15 protein-coding genes and 1 pseudogene are annotated in these 21521 nt (G+C 74.1%); 9 read left to right on the top strand and 7 right to left on the bottom strand.

Annotation, left to right across the window (positions count from 1 at the left end; genetic code table 11):
- The first annotated feature begins 6 nt into the window (after positions 1 to 6).
- Both BX266_RS18345 and BX266_RS18350 read left to right on the top strand, forming a co-directional pair.
- The gene (locus BX266_RS18345; RefSeq protein ID WP_099901203.1) at positions 7 to 2148 is read left to right on the top strand and encodes an FUSC family protein; all 2142 of its coding nucleotides are present in this window, start codon (positions 7 to 9) and stop codon (positions 2146 to 2148) included.
- Complete coding sequence (locus tag BX266_RS18350; protein WP_099901205.1) at positions 2145 to 2801, top strand: TrmH family RNA methyltransferase; 657 nt, start codon at positions 2145 to 2147, stop codon at positions 2799 to 2801. The genes BX266_RS18345 and BX266_RS18350 overlap by 4 nt, the downstream gene beginning before the upstream one ends.
- A 25-nt stretch (positions 2802 to 2826) precedes the next feature.
- On the opposite strand, the gene BX266_RS18355 is transcribed toward BX266_RS18350, so the two are convergent.
- From BX266_RS18355 to BX266_RS18370, 4 genes are all read right to left on the bottom strand, one after another.
- Complete coding sequence (locus BX266_RS18355; RefSeq protein WP_099908014.1) at positions 2827 to 4086, bottom strand: peptidoglycan-binding protein; 1260 nt, start codon at positions 4084 to 4086, stop codon at positions 2827 to 2829.
- 167 nt (positions 4087 to 4253) lie between these two features.
- Entirely contained in the window at positions 4254 to 5300 is a 1047-nt protein-coding gene (locus BX266_RS18360; RefSeq protein ID WP_099901207.1) for a hypothetical protein, read from the bottom strand.
- 247 nt (positions 5301 to 5547) lie between these two features.
- Positions 5548 to 7713, bottom strand: coding sequence for a protease pro-enzyme activation domain-containing protein (locus BX266_RS40885; RefSeq protein WP_099901209.1), 2166 nt, complete (start codon positions 7711 to 7713; stop codon positions 5548 to 5550).
- 176 nt (positions 7714 to 7889) lie between these two features.
- Positions 7890 to 9365: an FAD-dependent monooxygenase gene (locus BX266_RS18370; protein ID WP_099901211.1), complete on the bottom strand. Its 1476-nt coding sequence runs from the start codon at positions 9363 to 9365 to the stop codon at positions 7890 to 7892.
- A 127-nt stretch (positions 9366 to 9492) separates the two neighbouring features.
- On the opposite strand from BX266_RS18370, the gene BX266_RS18375 reads away from it, so the two are divergent.
- The gene (locus tag BX266_RS18375) at positions 9493 to 10728 is read left to right on the top strand and encodes a glycosyltransferase (protein ID WP_310794790.1); all 1236 of its coding nucleotides are present in this window, start codon (positions 9493 to 9495) and stop codon (positions 10726 to 10728) included.
- 89 nt (positions 10729 to 10817) lie between these two features.
- Here the strand turns inward: BX266_RS18375 and paaN are convergent.
- Both paaN and BX266_RS18385 read right to left on the bottom strand, forming a co-directional pair.
- Positions 10818 to 12502 (bottom strand): annotated as a pseudogene (paaN, locus tag BX266_RS18380) (phenylacetic acid degradation protein PaaN).
- A gap of 133 nt (positions 12503 to 12635) precedes the next feature.
- Positions 12636 to 13895, bottom strand: coding sequence for a glycosyltransferase family 39 protein (locus tag BX266_RS18385; protein ID WP_310794791.1), 1260 nt, complete (start codon positions 13893 to 13895; stop codon positions 12636 to 12638).
- A 152-nt stretch (positions 13896 to 14047) separates the two neighbouring features.
- Here BX266_RS18385 and BX266_RS18390 point away from each other — a divergent pair, with 152 nt between their 5' ends.
- Both BX266_RS18390 and BX266_RS18395 read left to right on the top strand, forming a co-directional pair.
- Positions 14048 to 15001, top strand: a complete 954-nt coding sequence (locus BX266_RS18390) for a glycosyltransferase family 2 protein (RefSeq protein WP_099901218.1) — start codon at positions 14048 to 14050, stop codon at positions 14999 to 15001.
- A 55-nt stretch (positions 15002 to 15056) separates the two neighbouring features.
- Positions 15057 to 15641 (top strand): TetR/AcrR family transcriptional regulator, encoded by a 585-nt coding sequence (locus tag BX266_RS18395; RefSeq protein WP_099901220.1) that lies wholly within the window; start codon positions 15057 to 15059, stop codon positions 15639 to 15641.
- Positions 15642 to 15651: 10 nt separating this feature from the next.
- Here BX266_RS18395 and BX266_RS18400 read toward each other — a convergent pair whose 3' ends face one another.
- Complete coding sequence (locus tag BX266_RS18400; protein ID WP_099901222.1) at positions 15652 to 16119, bottom strand: Lrp/AsnC family transcriptional regulator; 468 nt, start codon at positions 16117 to 16119, stop codon at positions 15652 to 15654.
- Between the two features lie 147 nt (positions 16120 to 16266).
- Between BX266_RS18400 and pdhA the strand changes: the two genes are divergently transcribed.
- From pdhA to BX266_RS40890, 4 genes are all read left to right on the top strand, one after another.
- Complete coding sequence (gene pdhA / locus BX266_RS18405; RefSeq protein ID WP_180290527.1) at positions 16267 to 17418, top strand: pyruvate dehydrogenase (acetyl-transferring) E1 component subunit alpha; 1152 nt, start codon at positions 16267 to 16269, stop codon at positions 17416 to 17418.
- Positions 17415 to 18422 carry an alpha-ketoacid dehydrogenase subunit beta gene (locus BX266_RS18410; protein ID WP_099901224.1) on the top strand — a complete coding sequence of 336 codons (1008 nt, stop codon included), beginning with the start codon at positions 17415 to 17417 and terminating at the stop codon, positions 18420 to 18422. Before pdhA ends, BX266_RS18410 begins: the two co-directional genes overlap by 4 nt.
- Positions 18423 to 18427: 5 nt before the next feature.
- Positions 18428 to 19720 (top strand): dihydrolipoamide acetyltransferase family protein, encoded by a 1293-nt coding sequence (locus BX266_RS18415; protein ID WP_099908018.1) that lies wholly within the window; start codon positions 18428 to 18430, stop codon positions 19718 to 19720.
- A 148-nt stretch (positions 19721 to 19868) separates the two neighbouring features.
- A complete protein-coding gene (locus tag BX266_RS40890; RefSeq protein WP_143686955.1) occupies positions 19869 to 21515 on the top strand; it encodes a globin domain-containing protein in 1647 nt (548 codons plus the stop codon).
- Positions 21516 to 21521 lie beyond the last annotated feature (6 nt).

Consider the following 21521-nt stretch of genomic DNA (forward strand, 5'->3'; position numbering starts at 1 on the left):
CCGGTTATGTCCTGGTTCACGGCCCTCCGCGACACCGCGAAGGCCGGGCTGACCGTGGACCGCTCGCTCACCAACCCCAAGCGCGCCCTGCGCGGAGCGGTCGCCGCCGCTCTGGTGGTCTTCCCGACCCTCGCGGTGTTCGGGCCCGCGCAGGCCACCTCCGCCGCGATGGGCGGGTTCATCGCCGGCACCGCGACCTTCCAGCGCTCCTTCCGGCCGCGCGCCTCGCTGGCCCTGGCCGCCGCCGCCGGGCTCGGCCTGTCGACCTTCCTGGGCTACGTCGCGGTGGGCATCCCCGGCGCGTTCCCGGTGCTGCTGGCGGTCTGGGCGTTCGGCGCCGGCCTGGCCTGGGCGATCGGGCCGACCTCCGGGGTGGTCGCGGCCAACACCCTGGCCGTGATGATGGTGGTGGTGCAGCTGCCGGTCTCGGTGCCCACCGCGATCGAGCACGGGCTGCTCTGCTCGGTGGGCGGCGCCGTGCAGGCGCTGGTGATCACGGTCTGGCCGATCGACAGCTGGCGGGCCCAGCGCGACGCCCTCGCCGACATCTACGCCGGGCTCGGCGACTACGCGCGGCGGCTGCGGCACGACCCGGTCGCCGAGGTCGACCCGGAGCCGTTCATCGTCGGCCGGCAGGCCGCCCGGCTCACCGCCCGGCAGGCCCGCCGCCGCCCGCCCGAACTGCGCGGCCTGCGCACCATCGCCGAACGGATCCGCCCCGCCCTGGCCGCGCTGGCCGACCCCCGGGTGGGCGCCGCCGAGGAGGGCCCGGAGCGGGACCGGGCCCGCGAGGTGCTGGCCGCCGCCGCCGAGGTGCTGGACGCGCTGACCCGGGCGATCCGCAGCGGGGACCCCGTCCGGCTGCCCAAGGACACCCCGGGCCTGGCACTGGCCCGCCCCGGCAGCGGCGAGGACCTGCTGCGCGGCGCCGCCCGCCGCTCCGCCCGCCGGCTGTCCGGCCTGCTCGGCCGGGCCGCCGACCGGCTGGACCGGCAGGACCTCAGCACCGTCTCCTCCCGCTCCACCCCCGGCGCCGGGCTGCGCCGCCCCCCGCTGGTCGAGGTGGTGCCCGCCGCGCTCGCCACCGTCGGGCGGCAGCTGCACAGGCACTCGGCGATCTTCCACCACGCCGTGCGGATGTCGGTGGTGGTCACCTCCGCTTACCTGGCGGCCCGGCTGCTGGGCATCGAGCACGGCTACTGGGCGCCGATGACCTCCGCGATGGTGATGCGCCCCGACTTCGCGCAGACCTTCAGCCGCGGCGTGGCCCGGGTGGCCGGCACCGCCACCGGCGTGCTGCTGTCCACCGCCGTGGTGCAGCTGTTCGACCCGGCCGACTGGGTGCTGGCGGTGCTGGCGGTCACCTGCATGGGCTTCGCCTACCTGACGATGCGCACCGGGTACGCGGTGATGACGGTGTCGATCTCCTCGTACGTGGTGTTCCTGCTCGGCCTGCAGCCGGGCGAGCCGGTGCAGCTGGCCGTGGACCGGGTGTCGATGACGCTGCTCGGCGGTTTCGTCGCGCTCGCCGCGTACGCGCTGTTCCCGACCTGGCAGACCGCCCGGCTGCCGGAGCGGCTCGCCGAGTGGCTGGCCTCCGCCGGGCGGTACGCGGCCGCGGTGTTCACCGCGTACGGCGCCCCGGCGGGCGGGCACACCGAGCAGGACGTGCGCCCGGCGCTGCTGGACGTCCGGGAGGCCCGCAGCGAGATGCTGGCCGCGCTCGACCGGGCCGAGGTGGAGCCGGTCCGGCACGCCGAGCAGGTGCCGGAGCTCAGCCGCAAGCAGTTCGACCGGGCCCGCTCGGCGGTCGGCATGCTGGACCGTTCGACCGTCCTGCTGGAGGCCCACCTGCCCGCCGAGGACGCCCCGCCGGTGCCCGGCGCGGCCGCGTTCGGCGAGGAGCTGCGGGACGCCACCGCGATCGCCGCCGCGGCGATCCTGCTCGGCCAGGACGTCGACTTCGGCACGCTCCGCGAGGCCCACCGCACCTGGGACCACCAGCTGTCCGCGCTGCCCGGGGACGACCGGATCGACGTCACCCGGGCCGGGGCCCGGCTGATCATGCAGGCGCTCACCGAACTGGAGAAGGCCGTCCGGACGCGGCCGCAGGCCGCCCGCGAGGAGCCCGTACCGTTGGGGGCGTGAGCGACACCTCGGTGCCCCAGCTGGGCGAGCAGTACGACCATCTCGCCGACGACCGCGAGATCGGCGTCGGCCCGCACCCCGAGCCGTGGCCCGACGACCCGCGCCTGGACCCGGAGCTGCTGGCCGCCGGCGACCGCCGCAACGTGGTCGACGAGTACCGCTACTGGCGGCACGAGGCGATCGTCGCCGATCTGGACACCCGCCGGCACGGCTTCCACGTCGCCGTCGAGAACTGGCAGCACGACTTCAACATCGGCTCGGTGGTGCGCACCGCGAACGCCTTCCTGGCCGGCGAGGTGCACATCGTCGGCCGCCGCCGCTGGAACCGGCGCGGCGCCATGGTCACCGACCGGTACCAGCACGTCCGGCACCACGACTCGGTGGCCTCGCTGGCCGCCTACGCCGCCGAGCGCGGGCTGCCGATCATCGGCATCGACAACCTGCCGGGCGCCGTCCCGCTGGAGAGCTACCCGCTGCCGGAGCGCTGCGTGCTGCTGTTCGGCCAGGAGGGCCCCGGGCTGACCCCGGAGGCGTGGCGGCACTCGACGGCGGTCTGCTCGATCGCCCAGTTCGGCTCCACCCGCTCGATCAACGCGGGCGCGGCCGCCGCCATCGCCATGCACGCGTGGGTGCGGGAGCACGCCGCCGGCTGAGCGGCGCGCCCCCGCCGCGGGGCCGTCAGGAGAACAGCAGCCGCCAGGTGTGCGGGCCCGGGTAGCCGTCCGCCTCGGCGCCGGTCCAGCCCTGGGCGCGCTGGAAGGCCTGCACGTTCAGCCGGTCCGCCTCGCCCCAGTCCCGGCTCGGGCCCTCCCGGTACGCGCCGCCGAACCCCTTCTTCACCAGCTGCTGCCCGAGTTGCAGGACGGAGTCGTTCACCTGGCCGGGACCGAACCTGTCCGCGCCCGGGAAGGCCGGCGCCTGCTGCGGCGGCGGCGGGGACGGGGCGCCCGCGGCGGGCGGGATGTCCTTGCCCTTGTGACGCACCAGCAGGTCCCAGGTGTCCTTGCCCGGGTAGCCGTCCGCCTCGGCGCCGCGCCAGCCCTGCGCCAGCTGGAACGCCTCGGTGGCCTTCCGGTCCGCCTCGCCCCAGTCCGGGCTCGGCCCCTCGTGGTAGAACCGGGCCGCGCCGCGCTCCACCAGCATCGTCCCCAGCCGGGTCACGTACGGGTTGACCTTGCCCGGCCCGAACTTGTCCGTGCCCGGGAAGGCGTCCGCGCCGTCCGGCACGGGCATCGGCTGGCTCAACCCCTTGTACCGGTACGGCAGGTAGCTTGCCGCGTGGCTCCAGTACGCGTACGGAGTGGCCCTCTTGGTGGTGCTCGGGCGGGTCTGCTCCAGCGCGGTGTACTTGGTGTGCGCCGCGTCCACCCAGCCGCCGAACAGCACCGCGTGCGAGCCGCCCTCCGGGTCCGCCGGGTTGTTGTAGATCAGCGCGTCGCCCGGCTGCAGGTCGTCCTTCGAGATCCGCTCCGCGAAGTTGGGCAGCGTCCAGGTGGTCTGGCTGCTGCCCAGGCCCCAGGCCATCGACACGAAGCCCGAGCAGTCCTGGCGGTAGCCGTCCGACCAGTAACTGCCCATGCTGTACGGCACCTTCCGGTCGACCCAGGTCTGCGCCCGGCGCATGATCTCCGCCCGGGTGGTGGCCGGCTGGGCGGTCAGGGCCCGCTGGGACGGGCCGTCCTCGCCGTACAGTCCGGAGACCTCGCCCTGCGGCGAGCCGGGTATCTGGGGGCCGGTGTCCGTTCCCGGCGCCGCCACGGCTGTCGCGGCCGTTCCGCTGCCCAGGACACCGCCGATCGCGGCCAGCAGCACGGCCGCCCGGCGCGCCCCGCAGGCGGGGCCGTGCCCCGACCGGGCGGCCAGCAGCCGGGCTCGCCGACGGTCGTTGCAACCGCCGCAGACACAGGATTCGTCCGGCTCGACCTCGCTGAACTCCATCAGCACGGGTGGGACCTGCCTTTCCTCGGTGAGTGGGACTCACCTTCCTCGGAGGCAGTGGTGCGGACCACCTGATAGGGCATCAGGCAGGGCGGTTCGGGTGAACCCGCGCACCGCGGGGTCGGGCGTGGCGCGGCCGGCTGCGCCGGGGGCGGGCGGGGAGTGGGTCACTCCCACTGCCAGCGGATGCCGACCTGGCCGGGTTGCTGGTCGGCGGTGAGGACGTGGGCGCTGGCGGAGGCGCCGATCCAGAGGGGTTCGCGGTGGTTGTCGGTCTCGGTGCCGGGGGTGCGGTCGAAGCGTTCGCACTGGACGGGGACGGTGACCGGGTCGAAGTGCACCTGGAGGACGTACTCCCGGACCGGCGCGGCGAAGAAGCGGCCGTAGTCGGTGGTGGGGCCGGAGTCGGGGATCTGCACCTCGTACTCGAGGACGGTGGAGTCGCCGAGCGCGAGCGGCCGGTCGAGCAGGAGCTCGGCGACCAGCAGCCCGCTGAGCGGACGGCGGCGGACCCGGCCGAGGCGGGCGTGCCGGACGGAGGTGATCTCGGGGCAGATCTCGACGCCCTCGTCCGCCTTGTGGACCACGACGTGCCGGGTGACGCCGTCCACGGTGGCGCGGACCACCTGGCGCATCCGCAGCAGGTGGCCGCGGCGGGAGGCGTCGACGTAGTAGGCGTCGTGGATGGACTGGCGTTCCAGCTGCCCGGCCGGCGGGGCGTCGAGTTCGGCGAAGACCTCGGCGAGTTCGGCCTGGCCGGGCCAGACCTGTTCGACCCGCAGGCCGTCGGGGGCGGGGCCCTGGGTGACCCAGCGGCCGCGCGGGCGGGGCGGGCCGAGCAGCGCGGTGAGGGCGGTGTGGCGCAGGCCGAGGAGTTCCTCCAGCAGGTGGACGGCGCGCAGCGAGGTGGCGCGTTCGGGCTGGCTGCGGCCGCGCCGCCAGTAGCTGAGGGTGGTGACGCTGACCCGGACGCCCTGCTTGGCGAGGGCGGCGCGGATCCGGTCCAGGCTGAGTCCGCTGTTCTCGATCGCGGAGTTGAGGACCTCGGCGAAGCCGCTCTGCGGCGGCGCGGGGGCGGCCGCCGGCGGCGGGGCGGCGGGAGGTGGTTCGGCCGACGGCTCGGCGGGTCCGGCCACGGGCCGCTGCTCGCTTCCGGGTTCGCGTTGACCGACCAGTCGGAGCCGGCCGGCGTGCTGCGGTTGCTGTGAGCCCATGCGACACCTTCCCCACCCGGCGGGTTCGGCGGGTTCACCCCGGCTCCACGGCAGCGGTGGTGCGTCGGTGGTGCGCCGCCGAGCGTGTGGGAACCCTATTGAGGTTTGAGAGGCTACGTCATCAATCAGGACATATGACAGTGGTCACGACAAGCATTTCGCAGACGGATCGAACAGGAAACACTCCTGACACACGGGTGCCGGAAGGACCCGTGCGGGGCCCTTCCGGCGAGGTGTTGACGCTGGGTCAGGAGACGGTGAGCGCGGTGTCGTCGACCACGAAGCTGGTCTGCAGCGAGGAGTCCTCGACGCCGTTGAACTTCACGGTGACGGTCTGGCCCGCGTACGAGGACAGGTCGATGGTCTTCTGCGCGTAGCCGGTGCCCTTGTTGAGGTTGGAGTACACCGCGACCGAGGTGCCGTTGACGGTGACGGTCAGCTTGTCGTACGCGCTCGTCGTGGTGGTCTCGGCGGTGTCGACGTGCAGCCAGAAGCTCAGCGAGGCCTTGCAGCCGGTCGGGATCGCCACCGCCTGGGACAGGCTGTCGGTGTGGGCCGAGCCGTAGCCGTTCATCCACGCCTTCCAGGAGCCGCCGTGGGCGGCCTCCGAGGCGGAGTTGTCGACCACGCCGGAGGAGGCGGTCCAGGGGCTGGCGGTGCCGGTCTCGAAACCGGGGTTGCCGAGCAGCTGGGCGGCGGTGCAGGTGCCGGGCGGCGGGGTGGTGCCGCCGGAGCCGAGCAGCGCGTTGGCCAGGCCGTCGGCGACCGGGGTGCCCCAGCCGGTGACCTGGTCGTAGCCGGTCTTGGTGGAGAAGTCCTGGTTGGCGCCGGTGGTCACGTCGTGGAACGAAGTGCCGTACGAGGACGAGTTGGTGACGGCGTAGATCTTCGGGTTGGCCTCGCCGAGGACGGGCTTGGCCGCGGCGGCCGCCTTCTGGTTGTACAGCGCGGCGAAGCCGGACCACAGCGGGGCGGCCGCGGAGGTGCCGCCGTAGACCTGCCAGCCGGGGGCGCTGGTGCCCTGGGTGTAGATCGCGAAGCCGCTGTTCGGGTCGGCGTTGGAGGACACGTCCGGGACGGTGCGCATGGTGCCGCTCACGCCGGTGCCGGTCTGCCAGGTCGGCTTGGCGAACTGGGTGGAGACGCCGCCGCCGGCGGTGCTCCAGGCGCTCTCCGAGCTGTAGGTGGTGCCGGAGACCTTGAGGTTGGTGCCGCCGACGCCGGTGTTGTACGGGCTGGAGGCGGGGAAGTCCACGGCCTTTACGGTGGATCCGGAGGTGGAGCGGGTGCAGTCCCGGGAGCCGTCGTCGCCGGAGGCGGAGAAGATCGAGATGCCCTGGGCGGCGGCCTGCTTGAAGGAGTTGTTCACCGCGGTCATCGAGGAGGCGGTGGTGTCCGGCTCGCAGGAGCCCCAGGAGATGGAGATGACCGAGACCCGGTTGTCCGCGACGATCTTGGCGGCCATGTCGATCTCGCCCTGGTCGCTGTTGGGGGCCTCGTACACCAGCTGGGTGGCCTTGGGGGCGACGCCGCGGACGATCTCGGAGTCCAGCTCCACCTCGCCCTGGCCGTCGCCGGGCTTGGAGTCGTAGTTCGCGCCGTCCACCGAGACCGTGCTGACCGCCGGGCCGGACAGGCCGAACTGGCTGTCGTAGGTGGTCAGGTTGGTGGACTTGTAGCCGTCGAACTCCCAGAGCGCCACGGTGGTGCCGGTGCCGTCGGCGCCCAGCTGGTTCAGCCGGTAGGCGCCGTCGTAGGTGGCCGGGCCGAAGCCGGACGGGGTGGCGTGCGGGGTGGCGGCGCCGGGCTTGGCGATCCGGGTGGTGCGCACGGTGTGGTCGTTGAGGCCGCTGACGCCCTCCACCACGCCGGCCAGCGCGGCCGGCACCGAGGCGGCGGCGTCGTTGGCGAAGAACGCCCGGCCGTCCTGCTGCGGGTCGGTGTAGGTCGACTCGTGGGTGCCGAAGGCGGCGGCGATCTGCGCGCTGGTGCCGGTGGCGTTCACCACCTGGCGGTTGGCGCTCACCGAGTCGACGGTCAGGCCCTGGGCGGCCAGGAAGGCGCGCACCTGGTCGACGTCGGCGGCGCTCGGGCCGAACCGCTCGGTGAATTGGGCGGGCGTCAGGTAATGCCCGTACTCGGCGGTGCCGGGGGTGCCGACCGCGGCCAGGAACCGGTCCAGTTCGGCGGTGTTGCGCAGCTTCAGCGAGACCGCCACGGATATCTTCCGGTCGGCGGGGACGTCGCCCTGCTTGTGCGAGCGGGCCACCGCGGGCGTGACGGTCTGCGGCAGGGCCACCCGGGCGGCGGCGTTCGGGGTCGGCGCCGCCTGGGCGGTGCCGACGCCCAGGGAGACGGCGGTGAGGGGAAGGACAGCGAGAGCTGCGGCAAGGGCGAGCGAGCGGGGTCGCACGGGCTCCTCCGGAAATCTGGGGGCGTTCCGGGTTCGAAAACGCTCGCCAGAATCTCTCAGAGAACTCTCGGGAAAAGGCCCATGCCTGAGCAATTGCTTACTAAAAAACAGTCAACTGTGGAACGGAAAGGGAATTCAGTTCATTCACTGAATTCCCGTCCGGTATCAAGTGAATGTCAGGGACGGCCCAGCCACTGGCTCAGCGCGGCCCGCAGCTCGCCGCGGGTCGGGTCGGCGCAGGCCCAGGCCGCGTAGCCGTCCGGGCGGACCAGCAGCACGGTGTCGCGCAGCTTGCCGTGCGGGTCGGCGGGCGCGGCGGTGACCACCCGCTCCGCCCAGGAGTCGGCGACCGACAGCTCGTCGTTGCTGATCAGCACGAACCGGCCGGGGCGCAGCGCCTCGTGCAGCCGCGCTGGGCCGCCGGGCACGTCGACGGCCAGCCGCAGGTCGGGGACCCGGCGGCCGGCCAGCGGGTGCGCACCCTTCTCGGCGGGGTAGGCGTGGGCGATGCCGGAGACCTGCTTGGCGCCCAACTCGGCCAGCGGGCCCAGGTGTCCGGCGGCCGCGCCGAGCGCGGAGCGCAGCGCCCGGGTCGGGGCGTGCCGGCCCTGGGCCAGCCGGACCAGGGCGCCGGAGCTGCGCAGCACGGCCCGGCCGACCGGGTGCCGTTCGGTCTGGTACGTGTCCAACAGCGCGTCAGGTGCCCAGCCGCGGACGGCGGCGACCAGCTTCCAGCTCAGGTTGGCGGCGTCCTGCAGGCCGGTGTTCATGCCCTGGCCGCCGGCCGGGGAGTGGCAGTGCGCGGCGTCGCCGGCCAGGAACACCCGGCCGGAGCGGTAGCTGGGCGCCTGCCGCTCGTCGCTGTGGAAGCGGGAGGTCCAGCGGGCCTCGGTCAGCCCGTGGTCCCGGCCCATCACCTCGCGCAGCAGCTCGGCGAGTTCGGGCAGCACCACCGGGTCGGAGTCGGGCCGCTGGCGCTCGCGGTCCCAGCCGATCACCCGGTACCAGCCGTCGCCGAACGGGGCGAGGAAGGCGAAACCGGCGTCGCCGGCGCCGGCCGTGAACGGCTCCTCGGGCGCGTGCTCCAGCCGGACGTCGGCCAGCATCACCGAGCGCACCACCGACTCGCCCGGGAACGGGATGCCGAGCAGGTCGCGGACCGCGGATCGCACGCCGTCCGCGCCGACCGCGTAGCGGGCCCGCAGCCGCTGCTCGCCGTCGGCGGTGCGGGCGGTCAGCGTGACGCCCTCCGGGTCCTGCCGCAGGCCCGTCACCTCGGCGCCGCGGCGCAGCTCGACGCCCGCCTTGACGGCCCGCTCGCGCAGCACCCGCTCGGTGTTGGACTGCGGGGTGATCAGGACGAACGGGAAGCGGGTGGGCAGCCCGGCGAGGTCGACCCGGAGCCGGCCGAACACCTGCAGCGAGGGCATCGCCGGGCCGGTGGCGAGCAGTTCGTCGGCCAGGCCGCGGGCGTCCAGCAGTTCCAGGGTGCGGGCGTGCACGGCGAACGCCCTGGTCAGGTTGGACTCCTCGGCGCGCTTCTCCAGCACCGTCACCCGCAGGCCGGCCGCGGCCAGGTCGCCCGCCAGCAGCAGGCCGGTCGGCCCGGCGCCGGCCACCAGCACATCGGCGGTGAACTCCGTCTCGGACATCCGTCTCTCCCCTCGTGTTCGGCTGTCGGCCGGGGCCACCGGCCGGAGTCCACGGGCGGCCGGGTTCTCAGCGCGCTCTCAGACTGCCATCATCGCGGGCCCATCAGGGGCTGTGAACCTCCTTCCCATGACACAGCCAGCGATGCGCCAGACCGTCCGTCCCGTTCCGGCGGTCGACGGCCGGGACGCGGCCGACACCGTGGTCCGCACCAGGCTCGTGGAGATCGTCGTACCCGTGTACAACGAGCAGCACTCGCTGGAGCGCTGTGTCCGTGAGCTGCACGCCTACCTGTCGAAGACTTTCCCGTACGACTACCTGATCACCGTCGCGGACAACGCCTCGGTGGACGCCACCTGGCAGGTCGCCTCGGCGCTGGCCGAGGAGATCCCGCAGGTGCGGGCCATCCACCTCGACCTGAAGGGCCGCGGGCGGGCGCTGCGGCACGTGTGGGGCACCAGCGAGGCGGACGTGGTCGCGTACATGGACGTCGACCTGTCCACCGGCCTGGAGGCCTTCCTGCCGCTGGTCGCGCCGCTGCTGTCCGGGCACAGCGACCTGGCCATCGGCAGCCGGCTGCACCGGGGTTCGGCCGTGGTGCGGGGCCCGAAGCGGGAGTTCATCTCGCGCACCTACAACTTCCTGCTGCGCGCCACGATGGCCGCCAAGTTCTCCGACGCCCAGTGCGGGTTCAAGGCCGGGCGCACCGAGGTGGTGAAGCAGCTGCTCGACCGGGTCGAGGACAATGCCTGGTTCTTCGACACCGAACTGCTGCTGCTGGCCGAGGCGTCGGGCCTGCGCATCCACGAGGTCCCGGTGGACTGGGTGGACGACCCGGACAGCCGGGTGGACATCGTCCGCACCGTGGTCGACGACCTCAAGGGCATGGCCCGGGTGGCCCGGCGGACCCTGGCGGGCCGGGGTGCGGTCGAACTCCCGGACCGGGTCCGGCAGTCGCAGGTGCCGCCGGGCCTGGGCTGGCAGTCCGTCAGCTTCGCGGTGATCGGCGGGCTGTGCACGCTGGCGTACATGCTGCTGTTCCTGGCGCTGCGCCGGCTGGTGCCCGCGCTGGCGGCCAACGCGCTGGCGCTCGGCGTCACCGCGGTGTTCAACACCGCCGCGAACCGGCGCTTCACCTTCGGGGTGACGGGCCGCCGGAACGCCCTCAAGCACCAACTGGAGGGCGGCCTGGCCTTCCTGATCGGCCTGGTGCTGACCAGCGGCGGCGTGGCGGTGCTGCACGCGACCGCCCCGGACGCCGGGCACGGCGTCGAACTCGCCGTGCTGGTCGCGGCGAACGCGGCCGCGACGCTGGTGCGCTTCGTGCTGCTGCGGGTGTGGGTGTTCCACCCGCGCCGCTCCTGAACTCCCTGTTCCCTCCCCCGGGACAGGGTCCGCGGGCCCGGACGCCGTTGTGGGACGGCGCCCGGGCCCGCTCTCCGTCGCCGGACCGGCTACTTGCGGACCTCGACGGTGCGGAACCGGGCGGCCACGAACGCGGCGTCGCAGTACGCCGAGTTGGCGGCCGGATTGGCGCCCGTGCCGTGCAGGTCGGAGTAGGCGGCGGTCTGGTTGACGTACACGCCGCCGGTCAGGTTGAGCGAGAGCGAGACGCCGGCGTCCAGGCAGGCCTCGATCAGCGCGCCTTCCACGGCCGGGTCGGTGGTGTACGCGCCCGCCGTCATCGCGCCGTGCTCGACGGTGGTGCGGCGCAGCAGCTCGACCGCGGCGGCGGTGTTCTCCACCGCGACCGCGAAGGCGATCGGGCCGAAGCACTCGGTGAGGAAGCGGGAACGGTCGTCCGGCTTGTCGGCGTCGGCCTTCACCAGGGCCGGCGTGCGGATGGTCGCGCCGGGAACTCGGGGGAGGCCACCACCCGCGGGGCGAGGGCGAGTTCGCCCAGCTCGCCGCCGGCCGCGGCGGCGCTGCGCTGCAGCACCCCGGGGTTGACGACGGCGCCGAGGATCGCCGCGGCGCGGGCGTCGTCGCCGAGCAGGCCCTCGACCGCGGCGGCCAGGTCGGTCACCACCTGGTCGTAGGAGCGCTCGCCGTCCTCGGTGCGGATGCCGGTGCGCGGGATCAGCAGGTTCTGCGGAGTGGTGCACATCTGGCCGCTGTACAGGCTGAGCGAGAACGCCAGGTTGTCCAGCATGCCGCGGTAGTCGTCGGTGGAGTCCAGCACGACGGTGTTCACGCCGGCCTTCTCGGTGTACACCTGCGCCTGCCGGGCGTTCTCCTCCAGCCAGTCGCCGAAGCCGGTGGAGCCGGTGTAGTCGATCAGCTTCACCTCGGGGCGGACCGCCAGCACCTGGGCGATCGCGGAGCCCTCGTGCTCGGCGGCCAGGCAGACCAGGTTCGGGTCGAAGCCGGCCTCGGCGAGCACCTCGCGGGCGATCCGCACGGTCAGCGCCAGCGGCAGCACGGCCCGCGGGTGCGGCTTGACCAGCACGCCGTTGCCGGTGGCCAGCGAGGCGAACAGGCCCGGGTAGCCGTTCCAGGTGGGGAAGGTGTTGCAGCCGATCAGCAGCGCGGTGCCGCGCGGCACCACGGTGAACTCCTTGGTCATCACCAGCGGGTCGCGCTTGCCCTGGGGCTTGGTCCAGGTCGCCGAGCGGGGCAGCCGGGTCTGCTCGGCGTACGCGTACGCCACCGCCTCCAGGCCGCGGTCCTGGGCGTGCGGGCCGCCCGCCTGGAACGCCATCCCGTACGCCTGGCCGGTGGTGTGCATCACCGCGTTGGCGAACTCGTGCGAACGGGAGTTGATCCGGGCCAGGATCTCCAGGCAGACCGCGGCGCGCGCGGCGGGCGAGGCCTTCGCCCAGCCGGGCCGGGCCGCCTCCAGCGCGGCCAGCAGCGCGGCCGGCTCGGCGTGCGGGTAGCTGACGCCCAGTTCGATGCCGTAGGGCGAGGCCTCGCCGGCCACCGGCTCGCCGCCGTCCGGGTGTCCGGCCAGCTCGAACTCGCGGCCCAGCAGGGACTCGAAGGCGGCCTTGCCGTCGCCGGCCGCGCTCTCCCCGTACGCCTTGGGGAACTCCGGGTACGGCGACCAGTAGTCGCGGTCGGCGATCGCGGCGAGCGCGCGATCGAGGGTGTCCTGGTGGCGGGCGATCAGTTCGGCGACAGGGGTCGCAGCGGCCATGGTGCGCTCCTCACGGGGGCAGGGCGGGACACGCCTCAGGGTAACCGAACGATCGGTCGGTGCAAGGGTGTCGGCCCGGAAAGCGCGACGGCCGCCCCCGGAGCGCCGGGAGCGGCCGTCGGGACGGATCCGGCTACGGGATGCCCAGCTCGAACAGCACGTAGCCGGCGTACCAGCCGGAGGCGACCGCGGTGATGCCGAGGACGGCGGCCAGCGAGGCCCGGGACAGCCGGTTGAGGCCGGCCGCGATCGGCAGGAACAGCGGGAAGCAGGGCAGCAGGTAGCGCGAGGTGTTGCCGAAGATCTGCTGGCTGCCGAGCACCAGGACGACCGTGATGCCGACGTAGACCAGCAGGAACACCGGCGGGCGCATCCGGACCAGCAGGAACAGCAGGATCGGCAGCGCGAACACCAGGAACAGCGCGATCAGGTCCTCGGTGGGGTAGCCGAACATGTACTTGTGGTGCCCGAACAGCAGGTTCTGGATGACGTTGCCGGTGTGCTTGCCCCAGTCGAAGTAGTGCAGCCAGGCACCGCGCTGCAGGTCGAAGTACGAGGTCCAGCTGCCCATCCGCCAGCTCGCCCAGGCGATGTACCCGACGAACCCGAGCGGGGCGATCAGCAGCGCGGACACCGGGCCGAGGACGCCGTCCCGGCGCTTCCACAGCGCGATCAGCGCGGCCACCCCGACCGCGGCGGCCAGCGCGGCCGAGGTCGGCCGGTTCAGCCCCGCCACGAACGAGGTGACGCCCGCCGCCAGCCAGTTGCGGGTCAGCACGAAGTAGCAGGCCCAGGCGGCGAGGGCGACGAACAGCGAGTCGGAGTACACCGCCCACTCGACCCCGGAGCCGGGGAAGACGCCCCACACGCCGGCCGCGATCACCGCCGCGCGGCGCCCGGCCAGCAGCTTGGCCACCGCGTAGATGCCGGCCGCCGCGACGAACGAGCTCACCACCGAGACCAGGACGCCCGCGCCGAAGGTTCCGAGGCCGGTCACCGCGGAGACCATCTTCATCAGGCCCGGGTAGAGCGGGAAGAAGGCGACCGAGTTCTGCTCCAGCGTCCACGGGCCCGAGGTGGACGGCAGCAGCTTCGGGTCGTAGCCGTTCTGCGCGACCTGCTGGTACCACCAGCCGTCCCAGCCGCCGAGCACGTCCCAGGTGTGCGCGCCGCCGCCGAACCGGGTCGGGTTCGTCAGGTAGTCGCCGGACCAGGCCAGCAGCCACATGAAGACGGTGAACGCGATCAGCCGCACCGCGCCGAACACCGCCAGCGCCGGTCCGTACTCGTGGGCGACACGCCGCAGCCACGCGCGCGCGCCCTCGCCCGCGGCCTCGTCCCCGGCCGGCAGTTCGGGACGCTCCGCCACCTCGGTGTCGTGACTTGCTGCCATCGCCATCAGGTCCTGTCTCGGTCACGGGCCCCGCCGGGCCGCCCGGATTCTCGGGCGAGCCTACGGCACGGGGTACTGGTCTGTACCTGATCGGAGGCCCGCTGGATACACTCCCCCCACCGGACGGCCTCACCCACGGGCGGGAGAACCTGATGAGTGCAGCGGAGCAAGGCGGCACCGTCCTGACGGTGGTGGTCCCGATGTACAACGAGGAGGACGCGCTGCCCTCCTTCGCCGCCCGGCTGCGGCCGGCGCTGGACGGACTCGGCGTACGTTACGAGGTGCTGGCCGTCGACGACGGCAGCGCCGACAAGACCGCCGCGCTGCTGCGCGACCTGACTGCCGACTGGCCCGAGCTGCGGATGGTCCGGCTGCGCCGCAACAGCGGCCACCAGGCGGCGCTCACCGCCGGGTTCGACTTCGCCGTCGGCGACTACGTGGCCACCATCGACGCCGATCTGCAGGACCCGCCGGAGAAGCTCGCCGAGATGCTGGAGCTGGCCCGCGGCGAGCGCCTGGACATCGTGTACGGGGTGCGCGAGGACCGCTCCACCGACACCGGGTTCAAGCGCTGGACGGCCGGCGCCTACTACTGGCTGATGCGCTCCCTGGTGGGCCGTCAGGTGCCGTCCAACGCGGGCGACTTCCGGCTGCTGTCCCGGGACGCCGTCGAGGCGCTGAAGGAACTGCCGGACCAGCACCGGGTCTACCGCCTGCTGGTGCCCTGGCTGGGCTTCCCCAGCGGCGAGGTGCGCTACGTGCGCGAGGAGCGGGTGGCGGGCGAGACCAAGTACCCGCTGACCAAGATGGTCCGGCTCGCCCTGGACAGCGTCACCGGTTTCTCCGCCGCGCCGCTGCGGCTGGCCACCTGGCTCGGCACCATCGCCTTCTTCGCCTGCCTGGGACTACTGGCCTTCTCGCTGACCGTCTACCTGACCGGCAACACCGTGCCCGGCTGGACCTCGCTCTTCGTCGGCCTGCTGTTCGTCGGCGCGGTGCAGCTGATCTGCGTCGGCCTGCTCGGCGAGTACGTGGCCCGGATCTACACCTCGGTGCAGGGCCGCCCCGCGTACTTCGTCGCCGAGGACACCCGGCCGCGGGCCTGATCCGCTCGTCCCACCCCCCGGGGCGGGCCGCCACCGCCCCGGGGATACTCGTCGCATGGCCGATCACTCCCCGCGCGCCTCGTACACCGTCGAGTCGCTGCTCGCCGTCACCGTGCGGGTCTTCAACGACCGCGGGTACGACGGCACTTCGATGGAGGACCTGTCCCGGGCCGCGGGCATCTCGAAGTCCTCGATCTACCACCACGTGCGCGGCAAGGAGGAACTGCTGCGGCTCGCGGTCGGCCGGGCGCTGGACGCGCTGTTCGGGATCCTGGAGGAGCCCGCGGCGGTCGAGGGCCGCCCGGTGGACCGGCTGGAGCACGTGGTGCGCCGCACCGCCGAGGTGCTGCTGGCCGAGCTGCCGTACGTGACGCTGCTGCTGCGGGTGCGCGGCAACACCGCCACCGAGCTGTGGGCGCTGGAGCGCCGGCGCGACTTCGACCACCGGGTGGCGGAGCTGCTGCAGGAGGCCGCCGCCGCCGGGGAGCTGCGCGCCGACCTGGAGCCGCGGCTGGCCACCCGCCTGCTGTTCGGCATGATCAACTCGCTGGTGGAGTGGTACCGCCCCGGCCAGCGCGGCGCCGACGCGCTGCCCGACGCGGTGGTCCGGCTGGCCTTCGACGGCCTGCGCGCCGACTAGCCGCCCGGGGCTACGGCCCGTCCGGCGGAATGTGGTCGGTCTCCTCGAAGACCAGCATGGTCCGGGTGCCCAGCACCTCGGGGATCGACTGGATGCTGCCCAGCACCAGCTCGCGCAGCTCCTTGTTGTCGGCCGTGTGCACCAGCATCAGCACGTCGTAGTCGCCGCCGACCAGCGCGATGTGCGCCACCCCGGGCAGCTGCAGCAGCTGCTCGCGCACCGTCCGCCAGGAGTTCTGCACGATCCGCAGCGTGACGTACGCGGACGCGCCCTGCCCGGCCTTCTCGTGGTCGACCCGGGCGGTGAAGCCGCGGATCACCCCGTCCTCGACCATCCTGGAGATCCGGGCGTACGCGTTGGCCCGGGACACGTGCACCCGCTCGGCCACCGAGCGGATCGAAGCGCGGCCGTCCTGCCGCAGCAGCCGCAGGATCGAACGGTCGACACGGTCGAGCCTGGACACCTGTTCAGCCGACATGGCCCCCCATCCCTCGTGATTGGACGTGCTGGCCCCAGCAGACCCTCCTTTCGGCCGACTGTCCACCGTCTTGACGGGGATATGGTCAAGATGAACAGACGACCGAACAATCGGTAGGGAGCCCCCACCACCCCGGAGGTGCCCGAGATGACCGTCCTCGACCACAGGGACCGGGCCGACCAGGCCCCCGTGCCCGGCTGGCAGCCCGGCGCCACCGCGCCGCGCACCGACCCCGCCCCGCTGCTGCCCGACGACCGGCCGTACCGCGTCCTCGGCACACCCGCCGCCGCCTCGGCCGACCCGGAGCTGCTGCGCGAGCTGTACCGCCGGCTGGTGGCCGGCCGCCGCTACAACCAGCAGGCCACCACCCTGACCAAGCAGGGCCGGCTCGCCGTCTACCCGGCCTCCACCGGCCAGGAGGCCTGCCAGGTGGCCGCCGCGCTGGCGCTGCGCACCGACGACTGGCTCTTCCCGTCCTACCGGGACACCCTCGCGGTGGTCGCCCGCGGCGTCGACCCGCTGCAGGCCCTCACCCTGCTCCGCGGCAACGCGCACACCGGCTACGACCCGCGCGCCACCCGCACCGCACCGCTGTGCACCCCGCTGGCCACCCAGGTGCCGCACGCCGTCGGCCTGGCGCACGCCGCCCGGCTGGCCGGCGACGACACCGTGGCGCTCGCCCTGCTCGGCGACGGCGGCACCAGCGAGGGCGACTTCCACGAGGGCCTGAACTTCGCGGCGGTGCTGCACGCCCCCGTGGTGTTCCTGGTGCAGAACAACGGCTACGCCATCTCCGTCCCGCTGACCCGGCAGTCCGCCGCGCCGACCCTGGCCCACAAGGCGGTCGGCTACGGCATGCCCGGCCGGCTGGTCGACGGCAACGACGCAGCCGCCGTGCACCAGGTGCTCGCCGAGGCCGTGGAGCGGGCCCGCACCGGCGGCGGCCCGACCCTGGTGGAGGCGCTCACCTACCGGGTGGAGGCGCACACCAACGCCGACGACGCCACCCGCTACCGGCACGCCGCGGAGGTCGAGGCCTGGCAGGCGCACGACCCGATCCGACTGCTGGAGGAGGCGCTGCGCGAGCGCGGCCTGCTGGACGAGCAGCTGGTCGCCGAGGCCGCCGAGCAGGCCGAGCAGCTGGCCGCCCGGATGCGCGCCGAGTTCCACACCGACCCCGAGCTCGACCCGATGGCGCTGTTCGCGCACGTCTACGCCGAGCCGACCCAGCAGCTGCGCGAGCAGGCCGCCCAGCTGGCCGCCGAACTCGCCGCGGAGGCCGAGGTGCACGGGCGATGACCACCGCCACCCGCGAACAGTCCGGCCTGCGCACCGGAACCATGGCGCAGGCCCTGAACGCCGCCCTGCGCGACGCGATGCGCGCCGACAAGACGGTGCACGTGCTCGGCGAGGACGTCGGCGCCCTCGGCGGCGTCTTCCGGATCACCGACGGCCTGACCGCCGAGTTCGGCCCGGAGCGCTGCCTGGACACCCCGCTGGCCGAGGCCGGCATCCTCGGCACCGCCGTCGGCATGGCCATGTACGGGCTGCGCCCGGTGGTGGAGATGCAGTTCGACGCCTTCGCCTACCCGGCACTGGAGCAGCTGTTCTCGCACGTCGCCAAGATGCGCAACCGCACCGCCGGGAAGCTTCCGCTGCCGATCACGATCCGCGTCCCGTACGGCGGCGGCATCGGCGGCGTCGAGCACCACAGCGACGCCTCCGAGGCGTACTACGCGCACACCCCCGGGCTGCACGTGGTCACCCCCGCCACCGTCCAGGACGCCTACGGGCTGCTGCGGGAGTCGATCGCCTCCGACGACCCGGTGGTGTTCCTGGAGCCCAAGCGCCTGTACTGGGGCAAGGCCGAGTGGGACCCGGCGGCGCAGGTCGAACCGATCGGCAGGGCCGTGCTGCGGCGCCCGGGAACCTCCGCGGTGCTGATCACCTACGGGCCCTCGCTGCCGGTCTGCCTGGAGGCCGCCGAGGCGGCGAAGGCCGAGGGCCGGGACCTGGCGGTGCTGGACCTGCGCTCGCTGGTGCCGTTCGACGAGGCCACCGCCTGCGAGGTGGTCCGCTCGGTCGGTCGGGCCGTGGTGGTGCACGAGGCGACCGGCTTCGGCGGGGCCGGGGCGGAGCTCGCCGCCCGGCTGACCGAGAAGTGCTTCCACCACCTGGCCGCGCCGGTGCTGCGGGTCACCGGCTTCGACATCCCGTACCCGCCGCCGATGCTGGAGCACCACCACCTGCCCGGGGTGGACCGGATCCTGGACGCCGTCGCCAGGCTGCAGTGGGAGGAGTGATGGCGATGCCGGTGGTCCGCGAGTTCACGCTGCCCGACCTCGGTGAGGGTCTCACCGGGGCCGAGGTGGTGCGCTGGATGGTCGAGGTCGGCGAGGTGATCGCCGTCGACCAGCCGGTGGTGGAGGTGGAGACCGCCAAGGCGGTGGTCGAGGTCCCCTGTCCGTACGGCGGCGTGGTCACCGCCCGGTTCGGCGAGGTCGGGCAGGAGGTGCCGGTCGGCGCGCCGCTGGTCACGGTGGCGGTCGCCCCCGCGCCCGGGGACGAGCCCGCGCCGGCGGTGGAGCGGCCGCTGGTCGGCTACGGCGTCGCCGAGTCCCGCCGGGCCGGCCGCCGCCGGGTGCTGCCGGGGGGCGCCGCACCGGTGCCCGTGGCGGTGCCGGTGGCCGAGCGGGCGCCCGTCGCGGCACCGGCCGCGCCCGCCGCCCCCGTCGCTCCCGCAGTGCCGGCGGTGATCTCGCCGCTGGTGCGCCGGATCGCCCGCGAGCACCGGCTGGACCTGGCCGGGGTGCCCGGCAGCGGGCCGGACGGGCTGATCACCCGGCGGGACGTGGAGCGCGCCATCGCGGCAACCGCCGCGCCCGGACCGATGGTTGTTCCACGTGGAACCGAGCCGGACGGCGAGTTGGTCCCGCTGCGCGGGCTGCGCCGCACCGTCGCGGAGAAGCTGACCCGCAGCCACCGGGAGATCCCGGCCGCGACCTGCTGGGTGGACGCCGACGCCACCGAACTGATGTCCCTGCGGGCCCAGTTGAACTCGGTCCCGGGCCCGAAGGTGAGCGTGCTGGCGCTGCTGGCACGGATCTGTCTGGCCGGCCTGGAGCGCTTCCCCGAACTGAACTCCAGCGTGGAGGGCGAGGCCGTCCGCCGGCACCGCGCCGTGCACCTGGGCTTCGCGGCGCAGGGGCAGCGCGGGCTGCTGGTGCCGGTGGTGCGGGACGCCCACCTGCTGGGCACCGAGCAGCTGTCGGTGGAGCTGGCCCGGCTCACCGAGGCGGCCAGGGCCGGGTCGCTCGGCCCCGCGGAGCTGACCGGCGGGACGTTCACCCTGAACAACTACGGGGTGTTCGGGGTGGACGGGTCGACGCCGATCCTCAACCACCCGGAGGCGGCGATGCTGGGCGTGGGCCGGATCACCCCCAAGCCGTGGGTGCACGAGAACCAGTTGGCGGTCCGTCAGGTCACCCAGCTGTCCTTCACCTTCGACCACCGGGTGTGCGACGGCGGCACCGCGGGCGGCTTCCTGCGGTTCGTCGCGGACTGCGTGGAGCGCCCGGGGATGCTGCTGCGCGGCCTGTAGCCCGCGCGGTCGCCCGTGGCGCGGCGAGGGTAGCGGGTCGGTGGTCCGGGCGTCCGGCGTTCGCCGGATTTGTCGGATGAGCTGTGCGGTCGGTGTCACTGTGCTGAAGGCGTCAGCAGACAGTTCGACCGGAAGCGAAACGATTCTCTTGGGTACTCGTCAGCTCGCACTGGAGGGCGGGCCGCTGCGGGTCAGGGTGGCCCGGGGCACCACGGCCGTCGCCGCGCTGCCCGGTACGGCGCCCGCCCTCGCGCCCACCTCCCCCACCTCCCCGTCCGACCCGGCCGAGCCGGCGGACGAACCCCCGACCGCCGTGGAGCAGCGGGGCCAGTCCGGCCCGGCGCAGGAGCAGTCCTCCGCCGGGCCGGCGCCGGCCGCCGCCGTCCTCGGCCTGACCCCGGTGCCGCTCACCCCGGTGCCGGCCGTCCCGGCGAAGCCGACCGAGCCGCCGGCGGTTCCGCCGCTGCCGACCGCCGCGCCGGCGCTGCCCGCGGTGCCGTCACCGCCCGCGTTCGAGCCGCTGTTCAAGGAGGCCCCGGCGCTCAACTGGGTCGGGCCGGACGACCGGTGGAGCCGGGCCTGGGGGCTGCCGGCGGGCGGCCGGGCGGTGGCCGAACTGGAACCGGTGGGAGCGCCGGCGGAGGAAGCCGGGCCGCCGCAGCCGCCGAGCGCCGAGGACCTGGTGCTGATCCGGGCCGTGCTGGCGGCCGTGCAGCCGCACGCCGACCGGGCGATGGCGCACTTCCACGCGCTGATGTTCCTGCGGCACCCGGAGTTGCGGGCGATGTTCCCGGCCGCCATGGACGAGCCGCGGGAGCGGCTGTTCCGGGCCCTGCGGCGCTGCGCCGGGCACGGCGACGACCCGGCCGCGCTGCGCGAGTACCTGGTGCCGCTGGGCCGCAGGCAGCGCAAGTACGGGGCGCTGACCCGGCACTACGCCTCGGTGGAGGACTGCCTGGTGGCGGCGCTGGCCCGGTACGGCGGCAGTGGCTGGGACGAGCGCACCGAGGCGGCCTGGCGGCGGCTGCTGGCGCTGGCCTCGCGGCTGATGGTGGAGGGCGCTGAGCAGGAGGCCAGGTCCACCCCGCCGTGGTGGCAGGCCGAGGTGGTGGCGCACCGTCAGGCCGTGCCGGGCGTGGCGGTGCTGACGCTCCGTCCGGACCAGGCGTACCCGTTCCGGGCCGGCCAGTGGGCCGCGCTGGAGACGCCGTGGTGGCCACGGGTGTGGCGGCCCTACTCGTTCGGTTCGGCGCCGCGGCCGGACGGGCTGCTGACGCTGCACGTGAAGGCGGTGCAGGCGGGCTGGGTGAGCAACGCGCTGGTGCACCGGGCGCGGCCGGGCGACGTGCTGCGCCTCGGCGCGGCGGAGGGCGCGATGACGGTGGACCACGCGGCGGGGGAGAACCTGCTCTGCCTCGGCGGCGGCACCGGGATCGGGCCGATCGCCGCGCTGGTGGAGGAGGTCGCCGAGCACGGGGCGGCGGGTCGCCGGGTGGAGGTGTTCTACGGGGCGCGCCGGGCCGCGGAGCTGTACCGGCTCGACGAGCTGCGCGAACTGGCCGCCCGGCACTCCTGGTTGACGGTCCGCCCGGTGCTCTCCGAGCAGTCCTCGGCGTCCGGCGGCGAACTCCTCGGCGAGCTGCCCGAGGTGGTGACGCGGTACGCGCCCTGGCACGGCTTCACGGCCTGCCTGAGCGGGCCGGCCGGGATGGTGCGCGGCGGGGTGGCGGCGCTGCGGCGCAGCGGCGTGCCGGACGCGAGCATCCGGCACGACCTGCCGCGGCAGCGGGACTGACGACCG

The sequence above is a fragment of the Streptomyces sp. TLI_171 genome (assembly GCF_003610255.1).
Classification (GTDB): Bacteria; Actinomycetota; Actinomycetes; order Streptomycetales; family Streptomycetaceae; genus Kitasatospora.

Excerpts from the sequence above, each read along its gene's own strand:
- BX266_RS18345 (WP_099901203.1), top strand. The coding sequence starts at position 7 with ATGTCCTGGTTCACGGCCCTCCGCGACACCGCGAAGGCCGGGCTGACC.
- BX266_RS18355 (WP_099908014.1), bottom strand. The coding sequence starts at position 4,086 with ATGGAGTTCAGCGAGGTCGAGCCGGACGAATCCTGTGTCTGCGGCGGT.
- BX266_RS18360 (WP_099901207.1), bottom strand. The coding sequence starts at position 5,300 with ATGGGCTCACAGCAACCGCAGCACGCCGGCCGGCTCCGACTGGTCGGT.
- BX266_RS18370 (WP_099901211.1), bottom strand. The coding sequence starts at position 9,365 with ATGTCCGAGACGGAGTTCACCGCCGATGTGCTGGTGGCCGGCGCCGGG.
- BX266_RS18375 (WP_310794790.1), top strand. The coding sequence starts at position 9,493 with ATGACACAGCCAGCGATGCGCCAGACCGTCCGTCCCGTTCCGGCGGTC.
- BX266_RS18385 (WP_310794791.1), bottom strand. The coding sequence starts at position 13,895 with ATGGCAGCAAGTCACGACACCGAGGTGGCGGAGCGTCCCGAACTGCCG.
- BX266_RS18390 (WP_099901218.1), top strand. The coding sequence starts at position 14,048 with ATGAGTGCAGCGGAGCAAGGCGGCACCGTCCTGACGGTGGTGGTCCCG.
- BX266_RS18395 (WP_099901220.1), top strand. The coding sequence starts at position 15,057 with ATGGCCGATCACTCCCCGCGCGCCTCGTACACCGTCGAGTCGCTGCTC.
- BX266_RS18400 (WP_099901222.1), bottom strand. The coding sequence starts at position 16,119 with ATGTCGGCTGAACAGGTGTCCAGGCTCGACCGTGTCGACCGTTCGATC.
- pdhA (WP_180290527.1), top strand. The coding sequence starts at position 16,267 with ATGACCGTCCTCGACCACAGGGACCGGGCCGACCAGGCCCCCGTGCCC.
- BX266_RS18410 (WP_099901224.1), top strand. The coding sequence starts at position 17,415 with ATGACCACCGCCACCCGCGAACAGTCCGGCCTGCGCACCGGAACCATG.
- BX266_RS18415 (WP_099908018.1), top strand. The coding sequence starts at position 18,428 with ATGCCGGTGGTCCGCGAGTTCACGCTGCCCGACCTCGGTGAGGGTCTC.